15 protein-coding genes and 1 pseudogene are annotated in these 19,621 nt (G+C 61.8%); 6 read left to right on the forward strand and 10 right to left on the reverse strand.

The genetic code is table 11. The features are described from left to right. Positions 1 to 579 precede the first annotated feature (579 nt). From glgX to glmS, 4 genes and pseudogenes are all read right to left on the reverse strand, one after another. A pseudogene (gene glgX / locus LD110_RS20080) lies at positions 580 to 2,778 on the reverse strand (glycogen debranching protein GlgX); the annotation flags it as partial. 85 nt (positions 2,779 to 2,863) lie between these two features. Continuing rightward, on the reverse strand, positions 2,864 to 4,441 hold the full coding sequence (locus LD110_RS20085) for an NAD(P)H-hydrate epimerase (RefSeq protein ID WP_225501537.1): 1,578 nt from the start codon (positions 4,439 to 4,441) through the stop codon (positions 2,864 to 2,866). A gap of 24 nt (positions 4,442 to 4,465) precedes the next feature. Continuing rightward, positions 4,466 to 4,813 (reverse strand): holo-ACP synthase, encoded by a 348-nt coding sequence (locus LD110_RS20090; protein ID WP_225501539.1) that lies wholly within the window; start codon positions 4,811 to 4,813, stop codon positions 4,466 to 4,468. 4 nt (positions 4,814 to 4,817) lie between these two features. Next, complete coding sequence (gene glmS, locus LD110_RS20095; protein ID WP_225501541.1) at positions 4,818 to 6,707, reverse strand: glutamine--fructose-6-phosphate transaminase (isomerizing); 1,890 nt, start codon at positions 6,705 to 6,707, stop codon at positions 4,818 to 4,820. 168 nt (positions 6,708 to 6,875) lie between these two features. On the opposite strand from glmS, the gene coaA reads away from it, so the two are divergent. After that, a complete protein-coding gene (coaA, locus tag LD110_RS20100) occupies positions 6,876 to 7,841 on the forward strand; it encodes a type I pantothenate kinase (RefSeq protein ID WP_225501543.1) in 966 nt (321 codons plus the stop codon). A gap of 212 nt (positions 7,842 to 8,053) precedes the next feature. Next, positions 8,054 to 8,728: a M15 family metallopeptidase gene (locus LD110_RS20105; protein WP_308012464.1), complete on the forward strand. Its 675-nt coding sequence runs from the start codon at positions 8,054 to 8,056 to the stop codon at positions 8,726 to 8,728. Between the two features lie 15 nt (positions 8,729 to 8,743). Here the strand turns inward: LD110_RS20105 and LD110_RS20110 are convergent, their stop codons facing one another. Genes LD110_RS20110 through LD110_RS20120 form a run of 3 tightly spaced genes read right to left on the reverse strand, consistent with a single transcriptional unit; the run spans position 8,744 to position 10,723 of the window. Further along, the gene (locus LD110_RS20110) at positions 8,744 to 9,505 is read right to left on the reverse strand and encodes a hypothetical protein (RefSeq protein ID WP_225501545.1); all 762 of its coding nucleotides are present in this window, start codon (positions 9,503 to 9,505) and stop codon (positions 8,744 to 8,746) included. Then, entirely contained in the window at positions 9,502 to 10,029 is a 528-nt protein-coding gene (locus LD110_RS20115) for an RNA polymerase sigma factor (RefSeq protein WP_225501547.1), read from the reverse strand. Before LD110_RS20115 ends, LD110_RS20110 begins: the two co-directional genes overlap by 4 nt. A gap of 52 nt (positions 10,030 to 10,081) precedes the next feature. After that, the gene (locus tag LD110_RS20120) at positions 10,082 to 10,723 is read right to left on the reverse strand and encodes a hypothetical protein (RefSeq protein ID WP_225501549.1); all 642 of its coding nucleotides are present in this window, start codon (positions 10,721 to 10,723) and stop codon (positions 10,082 to 10,084) included. A 409-nt stretch (positions 10,724 to 11,132) separates the two neighbouring features. Between LD110_RS20120 and LD110_RS20125 the strand changes: the two genes are divergently transcribed. Continuing rightward, the gene (locus tag LD110_RS20125; RefSeq protein WP_225501551.1) at positions 11,133 to 12,119 is read left to right on the forward strand and encodes a hypothetical protein; all 987 of its coding nucleotides are present in this window, start codon (positions 11,133 to 11,135) and stop codon (positions 12,117 to 12,119) included. Between the two features lie 451 nt (positions 12,120 to 12,570). Here the strand turns inward: LD110_RS20125 and glmM are convergent, their stop codons facing one another. Then, entirely contained in the window at positions 12,571 to 13,935 is a 1,365-nt protein-coding gene (gene glmM, locus LD110_RS20130; protein ID WP_225501553.1) for a phosphoglucosamine mutase, read from the reverse strand. A gap of 235 nt (positions 13,936 to 14,170) precedes the next feature. Here glmM and LD110_RS20135 point away from each other — a divergent pair, with 235 nt between their 5' ends. Both LD110_RS20135 and LD110_RS20140 read left to right on the forward strand, forming a co-directional pair. Continuing rightward, on the forward strand, positions 14,171 to 15,406 hold the full coding sequence (locus LD110_RS20135; protein ID WP_225501555.1) for a bifunctional glycosyltransferase family 2/GtrA family protein: 1,236 nt from the start codon (positions 14,171 to 14,173) through the stop codon (positions 15,404 to 15,406). Beyond that, a complete protein-coding gene (locus tag LD110_RS20140; RefSeq protein WP_225501556.1) occupies positions 15,403 to 17,343 on the forward strand; it encodes a glycosyltransferase family 39 protein in 1,941 nt (646 codons plus the stop codon). Before LD110_RS20135 ends, LD110_RS20140 begins: the two co-directional genes overlap by 4 nt. 87 nt (positions 17,344 to 17,430) lie before the next feature. Here the strand turns inward: LD110_RS20140 and rpsI are convergent, their stop codons facing one another. Together rpsI and rplM are read right to left on the reverse strand one after the other, a co-directional pair. Next, on the reverse strand, positions 17,431 to 17,934 hold the full coding sequence (rpsI, locus tag LD110_RS20145) for a 30S ribosomal protein S9 (protein ID WP_225501558.1): 504 nt from the start codon (positions 17,932 to 17,934) through the stop codon (positions 17,431 to 17,433). 37 nt (positions 17,935 to 17,971) lie between these two features. Beyond that, positions 17,972 to 18,415, reverse strand: a complete 444-nt coding sequence (gene rplM / locus LD110_RS20150; protein WP_225501647.1) for a 50S ribosomal protein L13 — start codon at positions 18,413 to 18,415, stop codon at positions 17,972 to 17,974. 298 nt (positions 18,416 to 18,713) lie between these two features. On the opposite strand from rplM, the gene LD110_RS20155 reads away from it, so the two are divergent. Then, a complete protein-coding gene (locus tag LD110_RS20155; RefSeq protein ID WP_225501560.1) occupies positions 18,714 to 19,370 on the forward strand; it encodes a prepilin peptidase in 657 nt (218 codons plus the stop codon). Positions 19,371 to 19,621 lie beyond the last annotated feature (251 nt).

Raw genomic sequence — 19,621 nt, forward strand, 5'->3', positions numbered from 1 at the left:
TTGAGCCGCAGGCTCGGCAGGTGCCTCGGGTTGAGCCGCAGGCTCGGCAGGTGCCTCGGGTTGAGCCGCAGGCTCGGGTTCAGCAGGGGTCTCTTCGGGCGCTGCCTGGGGCTCTACGGGTGCCTCTGCCTCAGTTGGAGCGCCCACCTCTGCTGGTGTGGGTGGTTCAGCCAGTGGTGCCGCGGCTGCAGGTTCAGGCTCAACGGCACCCTCCGGCTCCGCAGGAACCTCAGGCTCAACGACACCCTCCGGCTGAGCGGCACCCTCCGGCTCAACGACACCCTCCGGCTCGGCCGGAACCTCCGGCTCAACGACACCCTCCGGCTCGGCCGGAACCTCCGGCTCAACGACACCCTCCGGCTCGGCCGGAACCTCAGGCTCAACGGCACCCTCCGGCTCGGCCGGAACCTCCGGCTCCGCTGGAACCTCCGGCTCGGCCGGTACCTCCGCGGGAACCTCAGGTTCGGCCGGTACCTCGACGGTAGCGGCTTCACCGGCAACCTCCTCCTCAGCAGCCGCTTCACGCGCCGGCACCGCACGGGCCGGTGCTACACCGGCAGCCCGCTGTCCTGCGGGGGCCGCGGGGGCGGTCAAAGCCGCAGTTTCCGGCGTCGTGGTCTGGGTGAGGGCCGCAAGGGATGCTGCCACGGAGTGGTCCGGCTCCGCCTCGGTTTTCGTGTGTGCCCGGAGTACCACCATCGACTTCGCACCGACATTGAGAGTGCCTCCAGCGGCAACGGGATCCGTGTCCGCGCCGCCCCCGGCTGAATCGATGATGATGTCCCAGGCTTTGGCATATTCGTCCGATGGCACCTTGAAGCCGACGTCGCCGTCGTGGGCATTGAAGTACAGGAGGAAATTCACGTCAGTGATCCGTCTGCCCTGTTCGTCCCGCGCCCTGATGCCGTCACCGTTGAGGAACACCCCAACAGAGCGGCCAAAGCCGCTGTCCCAGTCCGACGGCGTCATGGTGGTGCCGTCGACGTCCAGCCACACGATGTCCGGCAGTGGCTGGCCCTCGCCTCGAAGCGCCGGGCGGCCGTCAAAAAAGCGGCTGCGCCGGAAAGTGGGGTGCTTGGCCCGCAGGGCGGTGACCGCAGCAGTGAACTCAATGAGCGGTTGGTCAACACTGTCCCAGTTGATCCAGGTCAGTTCCGAGTCCTGACAGTAGCCGTTGTTGTTGCCCCTCTGCGTGCGGCCAAGCTCGTCGCCGTGCAGGAGCATGGGAACACCTTGGGAGAGCAGCAGTGTGGCGATGAAGTTGCGCTGCTGGCGGGCCCGCAGGGCCAGCACCTTGGGATCGTCGGTTGGACCCTCCACACCGCAGTTCCAGGAGCGGTTGTGGGACTCGCCGTCGTTGTTGTTTTCCCCATTGGCCTGGTTGTGCTTCTCGTTGTAGGAGACCAGGTCAGCGAGGGTGAAGCCGTCGTGCGCCGTGACGAAGTTGATGGAAGCCACAGGGCGGCGCCCCGAATGTTCGTAGAGGTCCGAGGAACCGGTGAGCCGCGAAGCGAATTCACCAAGCGTGGACGGCTCGCCGCGCCAGAAGTCGCGTACCTCGTCACGGTACTTGCCGTTCCATTCCGTCCATTGCGGCGGGAAGTTGCCCACCTGGTAGCCACCGGGTCCGACGTCCCACGGTTCGGCGATGAGCTTCACTTGGGACACCACCGGGTCCTGCTGGATGAGTTCGAAGAAGGACGACAGTTTGTCCACGTCGTAAAACTCGCGGGCCAGCGTGGATGCGAGGTCGAAGCGGAAGCCGTCCACATGCATCTCGGTGACCCAGTACCGCAGCGAGTCCATCAGCAGCTGGAGTGAGTGCGGGCTGCGCACGTTGAGCGAGTTCCCCGTGCCGGTGTAGTCCATGTAGTAACGCTGGTCGCCCTCTACCAGCCGGTAGTACGCGGAGTTGTCGATGCCTTTGAAGGACAGGGTGGGTCCGAGGTGGTTACCCTCGGCCGTGTGGTTGTAGACGACGTCGAGGATAACCTCGATGCCGGCGCGGTGCAGCGTCCGGACCATGGCCTTGAAGTCCTGGACCTGCTGGCCGGTGTCTCCCTTGGAGCTGTAACTGTTGTGTGGCGCGAAGAAGCCGATGGTGTTGTAGCCCCAGTAGTTGTTCAGGCCCTTGTCCTGCAGGATGCCATCGTTGGTGAACTGGTGGACTGGCATAAGTTCGATGGCGGTGACACCCAGCTTCTGCAAGTGGCTAATGACCGCTGGATGGGCGACGCCGGCATAGGTGCCGCGCTGGTCTTCGGGGACCTCCGGATGAAGCTTGGTCAAGCCCTTGACATGGGCTTCGTAGATGACCGATTTGTGGTACGGCACTTTCAGCTGCGAGTCCCCGGCCCAGTCGAAGAAAGGGTTGATGACCACGCCCAGCATCATGTGCGGGGCTGAGTCAGCGTCATTACGGGAGTCCGGGTCTCCCATGTTGTAGGAAAACAGCGCAGGATCCCAGTCGATCTGACGGTGAATGGCTTTGGCATAGGGATCCAGGAGAAGCTTGTTGGCGTTGAAGCGCTGGCCGTGGGCGGGATCGTAGGGGCCGTGGACTCGATAGCCGTACTTCTGCCCGGGTTGGGCTTGTGGAATGTAACAGTGCCACACGTAGCCGTCAGCTTCAGTGACGTCGTAGCGGGTCTCCTTGTAGTCGTCGTCGAAGAGGCAAAGCTCCACCCTTTCGGCCCGCTCGCTGAAGATCGCGAAGTTGGTACCCGTACCGTCAAAGGTGGCTCCCAGGGGGTATGCAGATCCAGGCCAAACGTCCATGTGTTCTCCTCTTGGGCGATGGATAGCTTTGGCAGCAAGACTACCCACTAGTAACGACATATAAACGGCAGCCGGGTTTGTTACCTCACCTCCGGCGAACCCGTTTGCGCGAGTTTCCTGGCTTAGCGCGGGACTCCGCCACAGTCCGCAACACTGCCGGAACTGCGTCCGCGATGGCTGACGCAGTCAGGGGGCCGCCGCCTGAGGCCAAGGCCCCAGCCCTGCCGTGAATTGCGGCGGCGAGGGCCGCAATCGAAGCCCATCGCCCGTCGTCGGGAATTCCGCGACGGGCGAACGGACCGTCGGCCGAAGCGGCCGATTCGGCCAGCTGAGCGAGCAGTGCGCCGGTGATGCCGGACAGTGTGTCCCCGCTGCCCGCCGTCGCCATCCATGGGACGCCGTCGGACTGGCTGAACAGCACCCCCGACGGCGAAGCCACCAGCGTGGTGGCGCCTTTGAGCAGCACGGTGGCGCCGGTGAGTTCGGCGCCCAAGCGGACGTAGTGCAGCGGACGGGCCTCGACGTCGTCGCGGCCCACCTGGGTGCCGTACCTGCCCAGGAGCGTGGCAAGCTCGCCCGCGTGTGGGGTGAGGACCCAGTTGTCGGGACATGATCCCTCCAGGAGCTGGAAGCCTCCGGCGTCGACGACGACGGGAACTCCGGCGTCGCGCGCAGTGGACAAAGAATCTGCGGCCCGGTCCACCTGTTCTCGCCCGTCGATGCCTGGGCCGACCAGCCAGGCCTGAACGCGCCCGGGCTCCCCGGGTTCCCAGACAGCTTCCGGAGTCCGTCCGATAACCTGCCGGGAGACCAGCGAGGAACCCCGGTACCGAACCATTCCGACGCCGGTCAGCGCCGCGGCGTGGACGCACAGGACGGCAGCTCCCGGGTAGCGTTCCGATCCTGCTGCGACGCCTAGGACGCCCCTCGTGTACTTATGCGAGCGGCGATCCGGATCCGGGAGGAGGGCCGCGAGGTCGCTCATGTCCAGGCGGCGCAATGAGGGGGTTGGCAACATGTCCTCGATGCCGATGGGGACGACTCGCACGCAGCCCGAGTGCCCTTCCCCCGGATCCGCCATCAGCCCTGCCTTCGCGCCTCCGAAAGTCACCGTGAGGTCAGCGTCAAGGACGGGCCAGTGGGATTCACCGGTGTCCGCGTCCACGCCGCTGGGCACATCACAGGCCACCACCAATGCCGGACGAAGCTCTGCGAGGCAGGCGATGAACTCGGCGGCAGGCCCACGCAGGCCCCCTGTTGCACCTGTTCCCAAGATGGCGTCAATGACTACGTCATCTCCCGCGGCCAGAACAGCGAGTTCCTCGTAGTTGTCCGTACCAAGGTGCTCCACCCGCCCACCATTCCGCTCAAAGGCGGCCAGGCCTTCGGTGTGCGCGTTGCCCGCGGTGAGGATCGCCGTCGTACGCATCCCGCGACGGGCTAGTTTGGCGGCGGCCCAAAGGCCGTCGCCACCGTTGTTGCCCTTGCCGACCAGCACGGTGAGGCTGGCACCATAAAGGCGCCGTCCCCTGTCTTTCAGTTCGCTGGCTATGGCGTTGGCCAGGCCGTGGGCGGCGCGTTGCATAAGAACAGCGCCCTCACCGGCGTCGAGCAGCGGTGCTTCCGCTGCCCGAACTTGTTGACCGGTGAAGGCGCTGATCATTGTGGCTTGCCGCGCGTCTGTCCGTCAGCCCTCGGCGAGGACCATGGCCGTGGCGATGCCGCCGTCGTGGCTCATCGACAGGTGCCAGCGCAGGACGCCCTTGGCTTCCGCGACCGCAAGGACGGTCCCAGTGACCTGGATGGTAGGCCCCTTCTCGTCCAGACCGATCCAGCAGTCCTGCCAGTTCATGCCCGCCGGGGCGCCAAGCACCTTGGCTACGGCTTCCTTCGCGGCGAAGCGGGCGGCCAATGAACGAGTGTTCAGCTCCCGCTCGGCCGGCACAAAAAGCCGGTCCCGCAGGCCCGGTGTACGTTCCAACTGCCGGCCAAACCGCTCGATGTCTACAACGTCTACGCCAATGCCTACGATCATGCGGCTATTCTACGGTGACGCTCTTGGCGAGGTTGCGAGGCTGGTCCACGTCGTAGCCCTTTCCGGAGGCCAGCTCCAGCGCGAACAACTGCAGCGGAACCGTTGTGAGCAGCGGCATCAGCAGCGTGGGCGTCTCCGGCACGTAGAAGACGTGCTCAGCGTAGTCCCGGACTGCCTCGTCGCCTTCCTCGGCAATGACCAGGGTGCGGGCTCCGCGGGCACGGATTTCCTGGATGTTGCTGACCACCTTGGAGTGCAGGGAGTCGCGGCCGCGGGGGGACGGAACGACGACGAACACCGGCTGGCCCTCTTCGATCAGGGCGATGGGGCCGTGCTTGAGTTCCCCGGCGGCGAAGCCTTCGGCGTGGATGTAGGCGATTTCCTTGAGCTTGAGCGCACCTTCCAAGGCCACCGGGTAGCCCACGTGACGGCCCAGGAACAGCACGGACTTCTCATCCTTCATGCTCCGGGCCAGCTCGCGAAGCTCCGTGGAGGAGTCCAGGATCTTCTGGATCTTGGCCGGGATCTTGTTCAGGTCCGCGAGAACGTCCTTGATCTGACCGGTGAAGATGTTGCCGCGCAGCTGAGCCAGGTACAGGCCGAACAGGTAAGCCGCGGTGATCTGGGCCAGGAAGGCCTTGGTGGAGGCCACCGCGATCTCGGGGCCCGCGTGCGTGTAGAGCACGGCGTCGGACTCACGAGGGATGGTGGAGCCGTTGGTGTTGCAGATGGAGACGGTCAGCGCGCCCTGCTCGCGGGCGTAGCGGACGGCCATCAGCGTGTCCATCGTTTCACCGGACTGGCTGATGGAAACCACCAAGGTCTTGGAGTTCACGATTGGGTCCCGGTAGCGGAACTCGTGGGCTAGCTCCACTTCGGTGGGTATGCGGCACCAGTTCTCAATGGCGTACTTGGCCACCAGGCCGGCGTAGGCTGCGGTTCCACAGGCAAGCACGATGATCTTGTCCACCTGCTTCAGCAGCTGGGGGTCAATGCGAAGCTCATCCAGAATCAGGTGGCCCCTGGCATCGGAACGGCCCAGGAGGGTTTGGGCGACGGCGTCGGGCTGGTCATGGATTTCCTTCTCCATGAAGGACGCGTAGCCGCCCTTTTCAGCCGAGGCGGGGTCCCAGTCCACCGTGTATTCCTTGCCCACCGCGGGTGCGCCAAAGAAGTCCGTGATGTCCACGCTGTCAGAGGTGATGGTGACGATCTGGTCCTGGCCCAGTTCCACGGCCTTGCGCGTGTAGTCGATGAACCCGGAAACATCCGAGCCCAGGAAGTTCTCGCCTTCGCCGAGGCCCACCACGAGGGGCGAGTTGCGGCGGGCGGCCACGACGACGTCGGGCTGGTCCGCGTGGACGGCCAGGAGGGTAAAGGCGCCCTCAAGCCGCTGGCAGGCAAGTTGCATGGCTTTGGTGAGCCCGCCGTCGGCCCCGCCCTTGAGCTTGTTCCGGAAGATGTCGCCCAAAAGGGCTGCGGCAACCTCCGTGTCCGTCTCGGACGCGAACTCCACGCCCTTGGCGAGGAGTTCCTGCTTCAGTTCAGCGAAGTTCTCAATGATGCCGTTGTGGATGACCGCCAGTTTGCCCCCGTCAGCCAGGTGCGGGTGCGCGTTGCGGTCAGTGGGTCCGCCGTGGGTGGCCCAGCGGGTGTGGCCGATCCCGGTCAGGGATCCGGGCAGCGGGTGTTCCTCGAGTTCGTCAAGAAGATTGCTCAGTTTGCCGGACTTCTTGCGGGACGAAATGCTGCCTTCCGCCACCACAGCCACGCCTGCGGAGTCATATCCGCGGTACTCAAGCCGGCGCAATCCCTCAAGCACTACGTCCAGCGCGCCATGGGTGGCGTTAGCCCGGCCCGACGCATTGCCTACATACCCAACGATTCCACACATGGGTACAAGCCTATCCGTTTCGCTTGCGTGAGGCGGACCGGGGGCTGGCAATGAGCTGAAAGTTAACGGCCGTTAGTTGCATCAGTAACGGCCGTTAGTTGCATCTTTAACGCCGCCCACTTTCGGCGTATTTCATGATCTGATAGCCCGAGGGGCAGAATCGAAGGCGTGACTGTGCAACGCAATGACGCGAACGGAGAAGGCGTTTCCCCGTTCGTGGAACTGGACCGCCAGACGTGGTCCAGGCTCGCGGCCCAGATGGAACAGCCCCTCAACGAGGAGGACATCATCCGGCTGCGGGGCCTCGGAGACCCCCTGGATATGAAGGAAGTCCGCGAGGTCTACCTTCCGCTCTCCCGGCTTCTCCACCTCTATGTCGAGGCTTCTCATCAACTTCATGCCGCTACAACCACCTTCCTCGGCGAAGCTACCCAGCGCACGCCGTTTGTGATTGGCGTGGCCGGTTCTGTCGCCGTCGGGAAGTCCACCATTGCGCGTGTGCTGAGGGAGATGCTTCGTCGCTGGCCCGGTACGCCGAATGTGGAGTTGGTCACTACCGACGGCTTCCTGTACCCCTTGGCTGAACTCAAGCGGCGCCACCTGCTGGAACGGAAGGGCTTCCCCGAGTCCTACGATCGGCGTGCGCTGCTGCGGTTCGTGAGCGAGATCAAGGGCGGGGCCGAGGAGGTCCGGGCGCCTTGGTATTCGCACGTCACCTACGACATCGTCCCGGGCAAGGAAGTAGTAGTCCGCCGCCCCGATGTACTCATTGTGGAGGGCCTGAACGTCTTGGCGCCCGCCCGACCACGCCACGATGGGCGGCAAGGCCTGGCGCTGAGCGACTTCTTTGACTTCTCCATCTATGTGGATGCGAAGACCTCGTACATTGAGCAGTGGTACGTGGAACGCTTCTTCAAGCTCCGCAGCACGGCCTTCGCCCAGCCGGAGTCATACTTCCACCGGTACGCGACGCTGTCCGACGAAGAGGCCGAGTCCACTGCGCGCGGTATCTGGAAACGCATCAACGAACCCAACCTCGAGGAAAACGTGCTGCCCACACGCGGCCGTGCGCAGTTGGTGCTCAGCAAGGATGCCGACCATTCCATCCGCCGCATGCTCCTGCGGAAGGTGTAGCGCCCGTGCGTTCCGCGGCGCGGTTTGGGGGGTCCCGGTTCTCCGTCGCTGTTCTTGCCGCCGCCCTGTTGGCCAGCTGCGGCTCCCCAACTCCGACGGCGCCTGTTACGTCCGCTACCGGCTCACCATCCGCGTCTGCTTCGGAAACCACGACGGCGGCTGCCGCCGCTTCGGCATCGGAGGCTCCGTCGTCGGCTGCTCAAGCTGCTCCCATGGATCCCCAGTTGCAGGCCGCCGCGGCTGGTGGGCCAGCTGCCGGGGCGCCGTTCCGCACCCTGCCCGTGCAGCATTCGCTGGACGATCCCGCGAGCCCTTGGGTCGTGGTGAACAAGCGCCGTCCAATCACACCGGCCCAGTTCGTTCCGGGTGACTTGGTTCGGCCGGCAGTGCCGCTAGCCGTAAGCGGTGAGGCCGCGCTGCTCAACCGCACAACAGCCGCAGCAGCGGAACGCCTGTTCGCAGCAGCCAGCGCGGCCGGCGCACCAATGGCTCTGGCGAGCGGTTATCGCTCCTATGCCACCCAGACGGCCACCTACAACAGTTATGCGGCTACACGTGGAACGGAATCCGCGGACACGGCGTCGGCCCGTCCGGGATACTCCGAGCACCAGACGGGGTGGGCCTTCGATATAGCCGACGCGGGCGGAGCCTGCAGCTTTGAACCGTGCTTCGCCGACCAGCCCGCCGCTGTTTGGGTGCGGGAGCACGCGCATGAGTTCGGGTTCGTGGTGCGTTACCCATGGATGCTGCACGAAACAACGGGCTACTTCTACGAACCGTGGCACCTGCGGTACGTGGGTGTGGAGGCGGCCACGGACATGCGTGCCCGCGGAATTGCCACTTTGGAGGAGTACTTCGGGACGGGGGTGGCGCCTGGGTACTTGTAGCTCGGCAAGCCGGTTCTAGTTGTCTGGGCTTCGGCGGTCGGTGCCTTGGACCTTGCCTGTTTGCCCTTGGTTGGCCTGGCCTTGGCTCGCGGGGGCTGGGCTCGCCGGGTTTTGGCTCGCCGGGTTTGGGGTTGCCGGGCTTGGGCTCGCCGGGCTTAGGCTCGCCGGGCTTAGGCTCGCCGGGCTTAGGCTCTTTTCGCTGGAGACTCCTTCGCTGGTGCCTGACGTGCCCTTGCCGTGGTCGTCCTTCGCAGTTTCCTGCTCCATCCGGTTTCCTTGGTCTCCTTGGTTCGGATGGTCCCCGTTGTGCGCTGGCGTTTTAGTGGAGCCCGGACTCTTGCCTTGGCCCTCTCGTCCGGAATTGCCGTGAGTTACTGTGTCGATGACCGTGGCGATGGTTTCTGCCGCCTGTTGGCGGAACACGGGATCGGTGGCGGCCACGGCGGCAGTTCCGATGCCCATGGACGCTGCGACGGCGACGGCGGTCAGACTGGCTCGCCGTTTAATGCGTCGTCTGGCCTCCAGACCTGTTGGCAGACCCTGCCTCGTCCGTGCCTGGGATGGTGAGGCAGCCGATGGTGAGGCAGCGGATGGTGAGGCGGAGTGTGGTGAGGGAGCGCCCAGCAGCTCAGCCAGTTCCGCCGAAGGCGCAACAGGTTCACTGCCCACGAAGGACCGCAATTCGAGCAGAAGGGGCTTCAATTCGGAAGCGTCTTCGACCCCTGATTCGAAAAGGAATTGGTCAACGATTTTTTCGTCGTGAGGAGTTTGAATCAAGTCGTCACCCCATTTGCCGACCTATAAAGTTCCCGGAGACTTTTCATCGCCCTGTGCTGAAGCTGGGTAATGGCGCCCGGTGTCTTTTGCATAATTTCAGCCACTTGGTTAACTGTCAGTTCCGCGATGATTCGCAGCCGCAAGACTTCCCGATGGTCGTCGCTGAGGCCATCCAACATCGCCAGGGCGTTGCCGTCCGGGCTGCCCTCAAGGGCCTCATCCTCGGCCGAGGAAGTCAGTCGCTTGTCCCTCTCGGAATCGTATTCGACCACTGAGGGACTTCTGCGTCGTCGGCGGTGATGGTCCACTGAGCGGGCATGCGCTATGGAGAAGATCAACGTTCGCAGACCTTGCTCTCCACCGTGGACGCCTTTCAATCGGGGAAACAGTGCGAGGAAAACGTCGTTAGTGACGCCCTCCGGATCGGCCACGCCGGATGCCCTGAGGTAGCCCGCAACTGAGGGAGCAAAGGTCCGGTAGACATCAGTGAAGAAGGACGCATCATCGGTGTAGCTTGACGCCACAAGATGCCTGTTCGGTTCTTCTCCCCCAGCCCCCAACATTGCAGTCGACCCTTTAGGATGCCTCAGGCTCGGCAGGTTTGTGCGAAAGCCCGCGATTGGATTGTCCGGGAGGCGTTGCCTTCGGCGTAGCGTCAGGTGACTCGGAGTCTTCCGAATTGTCGTCCTTCTTGTGTTCTTCCGACTTTCCCCGGCTCCCGGACTTGGCATCATCCGGCCTGCTCTGGTTGTCAGACTTCGCCTGACCCGACTTGCCCGGCCCCGGTACCGTCTTGCAGTACGCGGTGACGTCCTGGCTTCCCTTTGCAGCAGCCGCAGCAGCGAGAGATTTGTAAGCAGTTGACGCCGAGTCCAAACCGCCATTTAGGAAGGCCGTGCAAAGACCGAACGCAGCCGGACCCGTGGCATCAGGCCCCGTTGGGTGGCCGCTGGGGTGCGGTCTAGGTGTTTCGGTGGGTTTCGCCTCGCCCTGGCTGTCCTTGGTGTCCCCGGGGCCACTGTCTCCGGATTTGTCCTGGTGTGCCTTAGAGGGTGCGGCCGCAGCCGGCGCCCCAATTACGTCATGGGCCGCCTGCTGCAATGGTGCTGGAAGGTTACCCGTATACGCGGCGGCCACAGTGCCACCGGCAGCGAGTGTTCCGCCCGCAACCAGCCCAGCCACCACTTTGCCGGTGACGAACGCGGTAATGAACGACATGAAATCCTCCAATGATGGGAGCCCCCGAAGAATCATGGACGTCGGTCCACATCAAGGTAATCGCCGCGGGGGCAGGAATATCACGCGCTTTGGATCAAGATTTGCGAATCTCATTCGAAAGAATTGATCAAGCCATGGCTGTGGCGTGGAACCCGGTGCGACGGCATCTCAACCCGCGGCTGAAGATCTCCGCAAGGAGCAGCGGCGCAGGTCATTGACACGGCTTCGACAATCACCGAATGATTGCGCAATGGGGGAATCCACAAGCATGAAGCGAGCCTACGTTGTCCCGCCCGGGCAGCGGATCCCTGTTTACGTTATCTGCGTCTTTGGCGCCATAGCGCTAGGAGCCCGACTCGCTCTGGTTCCATATGTCAGCGAAGATTCAACGGCGTTCCTGCTGCCTTGGATGTCGGAATTTCGGGAAGACGGTGCCGCTGCCTTAGGTGGGGAATTCTCCAACTACAACTTTCCTTACCTATTTTTGATGTTCCTCGGGAGCTTACTGCCCTTGGAACCGCTGTTCGCGATTAAGCTTGTTTCCCTGGTCGGGGACTGTCTGCTCGCGCTATCGGTGGGAGTTGTTGTCCGGCAACTCCGGCCTGCCAAGCTGGTTCCTGCAGTGGCAGCCCTGCTGGCACTTTTCCTCCCAACCGTGCTACTCAACGCAAGCATGTGGGGTCAATGCGATTCCATCTACACGTCGTTCCTACTGCTGTCTCTAAAGAGCGTGCTGAAGGATGACGCCCGCGGTTCATGGCTATGGTGGGCCGTTGCAGTTTCGTTTAAGCTGCAGGCAGTTTTTTTCCTGCCAGCCTTGGTGTTCATTTCCGTGCGGAATCGTTACAGCCTCGTGCTGCCCCTCCAGGCCGCTGGTTTATGGGCGATGCTCAGCATTCCCCCAGTATTTTTCGGTCGGTCGCTTGGCAGTACATTGAGCGTCTACATCAACCAAACCCACACCCAAGAAGACAGCTTGGTGGCCGGCGCTGCCAATATCTACACCTGGTTTCCCGGTGCATCCGCGTCCGAGAGCAGGATTCCGGCGATGGTGCTCTGCGGTGCTGTGCTTTTGTTGACGGCCTACGCATACTGGCGAGGACCAGATTCAGCTGAACGGCGTGTCCTCTTCACAGTGGCGGTGCTGGCTGTTTGCCCACTGTTGCTTCCCCAGATGCACGATCGCTATTTCTTTGCCGCCGAAGTCATGTCCCTGCTTCTCATAACACACAAGAAGCTGTTCATCGTTCCGTTGGCGTTTGCGGCGACCGGACTTACCGTCTATTACCTGTATTTCTCCAACAACCGATACCTTTGGCCGTTGTGGCTTGCATCGATCGTCCAATGCCTCGCCGTTGGAGCGCTCCTGCGCACACTCTGGAAGAACGAAAACTGACAAGGCTGAGGGCCGAGTATGGCCGCCGCCTCGTCCTGCAATGACTCACGGGATTGAGAATGGGCAAATGGACGACTACAGCATCACGGCAAGCGAGCCGCCGCGGAATTGATTGGATAATTCGTCGACCGCCACAGGTAATTCTTCCTCGAAAATTCCGGACGACGAGACATTAAACATAATGGGCGCACCCCCATAACAATGCGTCCAAGGTCACGAATTTCTCACGAGGACCTCAAGGCAGAGCTAGTTTCATCGCAAATTTTGATCAATTATCCCTAAAGATTTGATCAAGAAATCCCAAAACCTTCCCACCGAGCGAATCCGCTGCGGAGAATTCGCCCCATTAAATCGTGGGCGGCCTGGACTCGAGATCCGGGATTCCCTCCCCGTAAATAAAACTGCCGGCCCACCAAGGTGAGCCAGCAGTAGTCGCACTGGATAGCGTCGGCTAGACGGTAAGTTCCGCCGGTATTGCCAGACGGTTCTTCACCACCGCGGCTAATTCTTCACAGATACGCTGGGCGGTCGCCATGTCCGCGGCTTCCACCATGACCCGGACCAAGGGCTCGGTGCCGGAGGGACGTAGCAGTACGCGGCCTGTATCCCCCAGCTCAGACTCGGCAGCGGCGACGGCGGAGGCCACGCCTTGATCAGTGGCAGCCCTCGTCTTGTCGACGCCCTTCACGTTGATCATGACCTGCGGGAGCTTGGTCATGCACGTTGCCAGCTCCTTCAGGGTCTTGCCGGTGCGGGCCACCTGCGCTGCGATCTGGAGCCCGGTCAGGACACCGTCGCCCGTAGTGGCGAAGTCCGAGAAGATCACGTGTCCGGACTGCTCGCCCCCCAAGCTGTAGCCGCCGTCGCGCATTTCCTCAAGTACGTAGCGGTCACCGACCGCTGTCTGGCGAATGCTGATGCCAGCTTTTCGAAGAGCGATCTTGAGGCCAAGGTTGCTCATGACTGTGGCAACCAGGACGTCGTCCTTGAGTCCGCCGGACTCCTTGAGCGCGAGGGCCAGGATCGCCATGATTTGGTCGCCGTCCACCTCGTTACCCTCATGGTCCACAGCCAGGCAGCGGTCGGCGTCGCCGTCGTGGGCGATACCAAGGTCCGCGCCCTTCGCCACAACAGCCTCCTTGAGTTCGTCAAGGTGGGTTGACCCAACACCGTCATTGATGTTCAGGCCGTCCGGTTCGGCGCCAATCACGTAGACCTGGGCGCCGGCGTCCTTGAAAACCTGCGGCGAGCAGCCGCTGGCAGCACCGTGCGCGCAGTCCAGCACCACTTTGAGGCCTTCCAAGCGGTTCGGGAGGGTACCCAACAAGTGGACAATGTACCGGTCTTCCGCGTCGGAGAAGCGCTGGATGCGGCCCACGTCACCGCCTGTGGGGCGAGAAGGCTCTAAGGTGAGCTGGTGCTCGATGGCGTCTTCAACCTCATCAGGAAGTTTGTGGCCACCTCGGGCGAAGAACTTGATGCCGTTATCCGGAGCTGGATTGTGCGAGGCAGAAATCATTACCCCGAAGTCTGCCTTGAGGTCTGCCACCAGATACGCGGCCGCTGGGGTCGGCAGTACGCCAGCGTCATAAACGTCGATGCCGGAGCTGGAGAGGCCAGCCTCAACGGCGGCGGCTATGAACTCGCCGCTGGCCCGGGGGTCCCTGGCCACGACGGCCCGGGGTCGCTTTCCGTCGGGGGTGCGGTCATGGCCAAGTACGACGGCGGCGGCCTGGGCGAGCTGTAGGGCGAGCTCCGCAGTCAGCACGCCGTTCGCGAGACCTCGCACGCCATCGGTTCCAAATAATCTAGACATCGCGTCCAAGCTTAGTCGACGCGATGTGCTTCCCGCCCAAGGGGCTCAATGTTGCGCTGCCGCATGGACTGCACGCCAACGCCGTCTCCCTCAGGACGACCGTCAATGTGCGCCCTTACCTTTCCGGGCCATTTCCCGGCACACATGTTCCCCAAATCTTTCTGTTGATCTAACCTTGCGCATCTTGATACAAAATTGCGTATCCAAGTCCAGCGCGCCCGAGTAGCATTTCCGCATGACACCATGCTATGGGGGCTTGGCGCTCGAAATTGTTGTTCCAGTTTTCAACGAAGAGGCCATTCTCGAAAAGAGTATAAAAAGACTGGTTGATTACCTGTCGCAGGAAATTTTGTTTACGTGGCGAGTGACCATCGCAGACAATGCCAGCACAGATAATACGGCGCTCATAGGCGAGCGTCTTGCCGAAGAAATTCCCGATGTTAATTATCGCCGGCTAGACGTTAAGGGCCGTGGATACGCACTGCGCGACGCTTGGCTTGCATCCGAAGCAAAGGTGGTCGCCTACCTCGACGTGGACCTTTCAACGGACCTTGCGGCACTTCCGCCGCTGGTAGCACCGTTGCTTTCGGGCCACTCGGACATCAGCATCGGAACTCGGCTAGGGCAGACTTCCCGGGTTGTCCGAGGCCCCAAGCGGGAGTTCATCTCCCGCTGCTACAACCTGTTGCTCAAGAGGACACTTCAGGTCCGCTTCTCGGATGCGCAGTGTGGATTCAAGGCAGTCCGCCGAGAAGTGGCCCAGCGTCTATTGCCCTTCGTTGAAGACAATCGCTGGTTCTTTGACACCGAGCTACTGATTCTGGCTGAGCGCGCGGGCCTGCGCATACATGAGATCCCAGTCGACTGGATCGATGATCCGGACAGCAGGGTGGACATCAAGCAGACGGCCCTGGATGACATCCGTGGCCTTATCCGGGTCGCTGGTGCCATGCTCAAAGGCACAATCCCCCTTCAAGCTATTTATGCGGAATTGGGCAGAGGGCCAATCGGCGGCCCCGCCAGGCCCAGCTTCTTCGGTCAGGTCGTGCGGTTCGGCGTGGTCGGGGCGGTATCAACGCTCGCATTCGCGGTTCTCTACCTTCTGCTCCAAGGTCCGATGGGTGCACAGCAAGCCAATTTTGCGGCGCTGCTTCTGACTGCGATCGGAAACACGGCAGCCAACCGACGATTTACCTTCGGCATTCGAGGACCGCAGAGACTGTGGACCCAGCAGTTCCAGGGACTCGTTGTCTTCACCCTGGCATGGAGCCTCACTGCGGCATCTCTTGGCATCCTCCATGCCGTGACAGCCGATGTTTCACCGAGCCTCGAGCTCCTGACGCTCACCATCGCCAACGTTGTTGCAACATTGATGCGCTTTGCACTTCTGCGGGTGTGGGTCTTCCGAGTAGACAAAGCTTCAGCACGGCCCGTGCCCAAACTGGCAACGATGAGCGGTTCGTCCCGGTGAGCAGCCTGGAACAGGTTCAGTCGGTTGGGGCTGCAGACGGCCTGATCGGCCTACAGCGCAAGCTGTCGACAACCAAACCAGAGGATGCCCGGAAGCAACCGCGCCGATCCATCCAGGAATGGATGGCGCTGGCGGCGCTTCTGGGCGCGAACCTGACCCTCAACCTGTGGAATTTAGGGATCAACGGCTGGGCGAACTCCTTCTACTCCGCAGCGGTTCAGTCCGGCACAAAGGACTGGGAATCGTTCTTCTTCGGTTCTTCGGACTGGGGCAACTCGATCACAGTCGATAAACCACCGCTTAGCCTGTGGCTCATGGGACTATCGGTCCGGCTTTTCGGTTTCTCGCCGGCCAGCATAGTCATTCCGCAAGCCCTACTCGGCGTCGGGACGACCCTTTTCATCTACCTGATCCTGAGACGCCACTGCGGCATGATCGCCTCGGTAGTGGGGGCAGTGGTCTTCTTCACCACTCCGATCGTGGCGCTCATGTCCAGGTATAACAACCCTGATCCGCTCATGCTGTTTCTCATGTCAGCGGCGGCTTACCTCGTCATTACGGCTCTGGAGTCTGGGCGGACCAGAACGATCGCACTGGCCGGTGCATTGCTGGGCCTGGCCTTCATGACAAAGCAATTGCAAGGGCTCATGAACCTACCCGTTCTGGCGTTAGCGTTCCTCCTTTACAGCCAACTGCCCATGCTCAGGCGGTTGGGCGCACTGGCAATCGCAGCCCTGACGACGGTAGTCTTCGGAACGGCTTGGATGCTCATCGTTGACCTGTTGCCGGCCTCCTCACGGCCATTCGTCGGGGGTTCGTCCACTAATAGCGTCCTCCAGCTGACGATGGGCTACAACGGCCTGGACAGAATCACCGGCAATGAAGATCCGACGGCCAGCCTCATCCCCGCCCAATTCCGCCCGGTCGCCACAGACGCCGGCGTGCTGCGCCTCCTCAACGCAAACTATGGGCAAGAGGCCAGTTGGTTACTGGTCGCAGGCATTTTTGCAGCCGTGGTGCTCCTCGTGGCCCGTAAGCGTCTGGGCGAAGCTAAGGGCCTTCAGGCGACCATCCTGGTATCAACGCTGTGGCTCATTATTGTCTTCCTCGTTTTGAGCTTCATGGGCCAGCAGATCCATACGTACTACACGGCCGCCTTGGGCCCTCCCCTAGCTTTGACGATTGGCTTGGGGGCGCAGTTCATCATCACGACCAGGGGTTCGGCACGCTATCGCATGCTGTCGAGCGTCATCGCCTTTCTGGGGATCACGACTTCCTGGCTGTTGCTTAATGCAACAGTTGGATGGCCTCAATGGCTGCCCGTTGGCATCTTCATCGCCGGCACTACTGCGTGCGTGGCACTGTTCTTTCCAGCACCACACCGGCGAGTGCCTCAAATTGCTGGCGGTTTACTCGCAACCGTTCTCATCATTGGCCCCCTAGCCACATCGATCTACAGCACAGGAGTGCCCCAGACAGGCTCTAATCCCCTGTCGGGCCGTCTCTCGGTCAACGAAAGCGGCATCAGCCACTTCCTTGCCCAGGTCAAGGAAAACCGCCCGCCCTGGGCCCACGACATCGCGATGGGAAGAGATCCGTCCCCAGAACTTGAGGAAAAGATCAAACACGCTCCGGAGGCCTGTACGTGGGCTGCTGCAACGTATGCATCCCAGACCGCGGCCAAGCTGCAGTTAGCGACGGATCGCCCCGTCATGCCGCTCGGTGGATTCGCAGGGAAGGACCCATCGCCCACTCTGGAGCGATTCCAGCAACTCGTAGCGGAAGGCAGGGTCTGCTACTTCGTTTGGCAGGACGACTTCTTGTCTGCCGTCCAAGAGGCCACGACGGTGCAGACCATCTCCCGTTGGGTCAAGGATCGATTTGAGAGCGAAACGCTGGGGGGCACAACCGTCTACAACCTCCGTCGGGCGCTCTAGCACCAGAAACCCTGGGCGCAGACAGCACAAGGCCCGCTCCACCAGTCGGTGGAGCGGGCCTTGGTGACAATCCCCGGGGCGAAAGACTTAGCGCTTGGAGTACTGCGGGGCGCGACGTGCCTTCTTGAGACCGGCCTTCTTACGTTCGATGACGCGGGCGTCACGAGTCAGGAAGCCAGCCTTCTTCAGGGTCGGGCGGTTGTTCTCAACGTCGATCTCGTTCAGCGAACGGGCGATTCCGAGGCGCAGCGCACCAGCCTGACCGGAGGGGCCACCACCGTGGATCCGGGCGATGACGTCGTAGGCGCCTTCGAGGTCCAGGATCTTGAACGGCTCGTTGACTTCCTGCTGGTGCAGCTTGTTCGGGAAGTAGTTTGCCAGCTCACGGCCGTTGATGAGCCACTTGCCGGAGCCCGGGATAACGCGGACGCGGGCAACAGCTTCCTTGCGGCGGCCAACAGCGGCACCGGCCACCGTCAGGGCCGGGCGCTCCTTCTTCGGCGCGGCCTCAGCAGGTGCGCTTTCAGAGGTGTAGCTGGTCAGTTCCTCAGCCTCGTAGGCTTCGTTGGTCAGTTCTTCGTTCTGAGCCACGATTCTCCTTGATAAAAAAGTTGTTTGGTGGCCAGGACTACTGGGCGACCTGGGTGATTTCGAAAGTCTTCGGCTGCTGCGCAGCGTGCGGGTGCTCGGCGCCACGGTAGACCTTGAGCTTGCTCAGCTGCTGGGCGGCGAGGGAGTTCTTGGGCAGCATGCCCTTGACGGCCTTCTCAACGGCGCGAACCGGGTTCTTCTCCAGCAGTTCGGCATAGTTGACGGAGGTCAGACCGCCCGGGTAGCCGGAGTGGCGGTAGGCCCGCTTCTGCTCAAGCTTGGCACCTGTCAGGGCAACCTTCTCGGCGTTGATGATGATGACGAAGTCGCCCATGTCCATGTGGGGAGCAAAGGTCGGCTTGTGCTTTCCGCGCAGCAGTGTTGCGGTCTGGCTGGCAAGACGACCCAGGACAACATCGGTGGCGTCAATGACGTGCCACTGGCGGTCGATATCGCCGGGCTTCGGGGTGTACGTACGCACTGTATTTGCCTCGTTCTTGTTCTGGTTCATGTTTTAGGCCCTACGTCGTGAGCATTGGGCCTATCAGGTATGCGCTACCGGAGCAGAGGTGAGGGCTCTATGTACCAGTCATCCCGAGTTCCCGAAAATGCCGCCTGAGTATTGACCCTGCAACTGGATCCCCAAGCGGACATGTGTCATCGAGACAGGACACGCACAACGACTATAAAGAATAGCTCTCCGTGGTAGTCCGGGTCAAAATGGGGGTGCCAGCCGCTTCCCAGGCCAGCAACGGATCCAGGTCCCTTAGGAGGACACCGTGACAACAGCCCCGGCAGCCCCCTTTGCCATCCTCGTTGCCGGCCTTGTCGGCGCCTTGGCCAGCCCCGTGCTTGAGTGGGTCATTTCACGGTGGATGCCGCGCCTTGGGGAGATGCCCTCCTTGGGCATCAGAATTACGACGTCGATCCTCACCGGCTCACTGTCAGCACTTATTGCGCTGCGATTTGGCTTGGCTGCCTTTATGCCCGCATTTATCGTTCTGTGCATTCTTGGAGTGCAGTTGGCGCGTATTGATTTTGCCCTGCATTTGTTGCCGAACCAACTTGTGGTGACACTCCTAACGGCCGGAATCATTATTCTGCTCGGAGCAGCTGCACTGGGCGGAACGGGGTGGGGATCTGCCCTTCGGGCACTTGCTGGGGCAGTGATCCTGTTCGCTGGCTACCTGATTCTGGGATTAATTTCGCCGGGCGGCATCGGAATGGGGGACGTCAAGCTCGCAGCGCCGCTCGGTTTGTACTTGGGCTACTTGGGCTGGGGGCAACTGTTCTATGGGGGGCTGCTGGGGTTCGTGGTAGGAGGTGTACTAACGGTGCTGATGTTACGGCTGAGGCGTGCAAATAGGCCATCAGAAGTAGCTCATGGCCCCGCAATGGTCAGTGCGGCGCTTGGTGTCATCCTGCTGATGCCATAGACATTCCCAACTTATTTATCGGACACACACTAGTAAGCCTGCTTACTAAGACAAGTAGTACGCGCAAAGTACGCGCAAGGCTTGCTCAAGAAAGTGAGTACCACCTACGAAGCGTTTCTTCGCGCTCGAAATGCCCTTGGAAAAGTCGAGTACCACTACGCATTGTTTGCCTTTCCAGAAACCGCAATTCTTGAGTCATCGAAATCCAAACCGCTAGCGAGAAACAAAGGCATTGGGGCCCTCGGATAATC

It is taken from the genome of Arthrobacter sp. M4, from assembly GCF_020251205.1.
Lineage (GTDB): Bacteria > Actinomycetota > Actinomycetes > Actinomycetales > Micrococcaceae > Arthrobacter.

What these genes read in the sequence shown, in the direction of transcription:
- LD110_RS20085 (WP_225501537.1), bottom strand. Translation starts at nt 4,441, where the DNA reads ATGATCAGCGCCTTCACCGGTCAACAAGTTCGGGCAGCGGAAGCACCG.
- LD110_RS20090 (WP_225501539.1), bottom strand. Translation starts at nt 4,813, where the DNA reads ATGATCGTAGGCATTGGCGTAGACGTTGTAGACATCGAGCGGTTTGGC.
- glmS (WP_225501541.1), bottom strand. Translation starts at nt 6,707, where the DNA reads ATGTGTGGAATCGTTGGGTATGTAGGCAATGCGTCGGGCCGGGCTAAC.
- LD110_RS20105 (WP_308012464.1), top strand. Translation starts at nt 8,054, where the DNA reads ATGGATCCCCAGTTGCAGGCCGCCGCGGCTGGTGGGCCAGCTGCCGGG.
- LD110_RS20120 (WP_225501549.1), bottom strand. Translation starts at nt 10,723, where the DNA reads ATGTCGTTCATTACCGCGTTCGTCACCGGCAAAGTGGTGGCTGGGCTG.
- LD110_RS20125 (WP_225501551.1), top strand. Translation starts at nt 11,133, where the DNA reads ATGTCGGAATTTCGGGAAGACGGTGCCGCTGCCTTAGGTGGGGAATTC.
- glmM (WP_225501553.1), bottom strand. Translation starts at nt 13,935, where the DNA reads ATGTCTAGATTATTTGGAACCGATGGCGTGCGAGGTCTCGCGAACGGC.
- LD110_RS20135 (WP_225501555.1), top strand. Translation starts at nt 14,171, where the DNA reads ATGACACCATGCTATGGGGGCTTGGCGCTCGAAATTGTTGTTCCAGTT.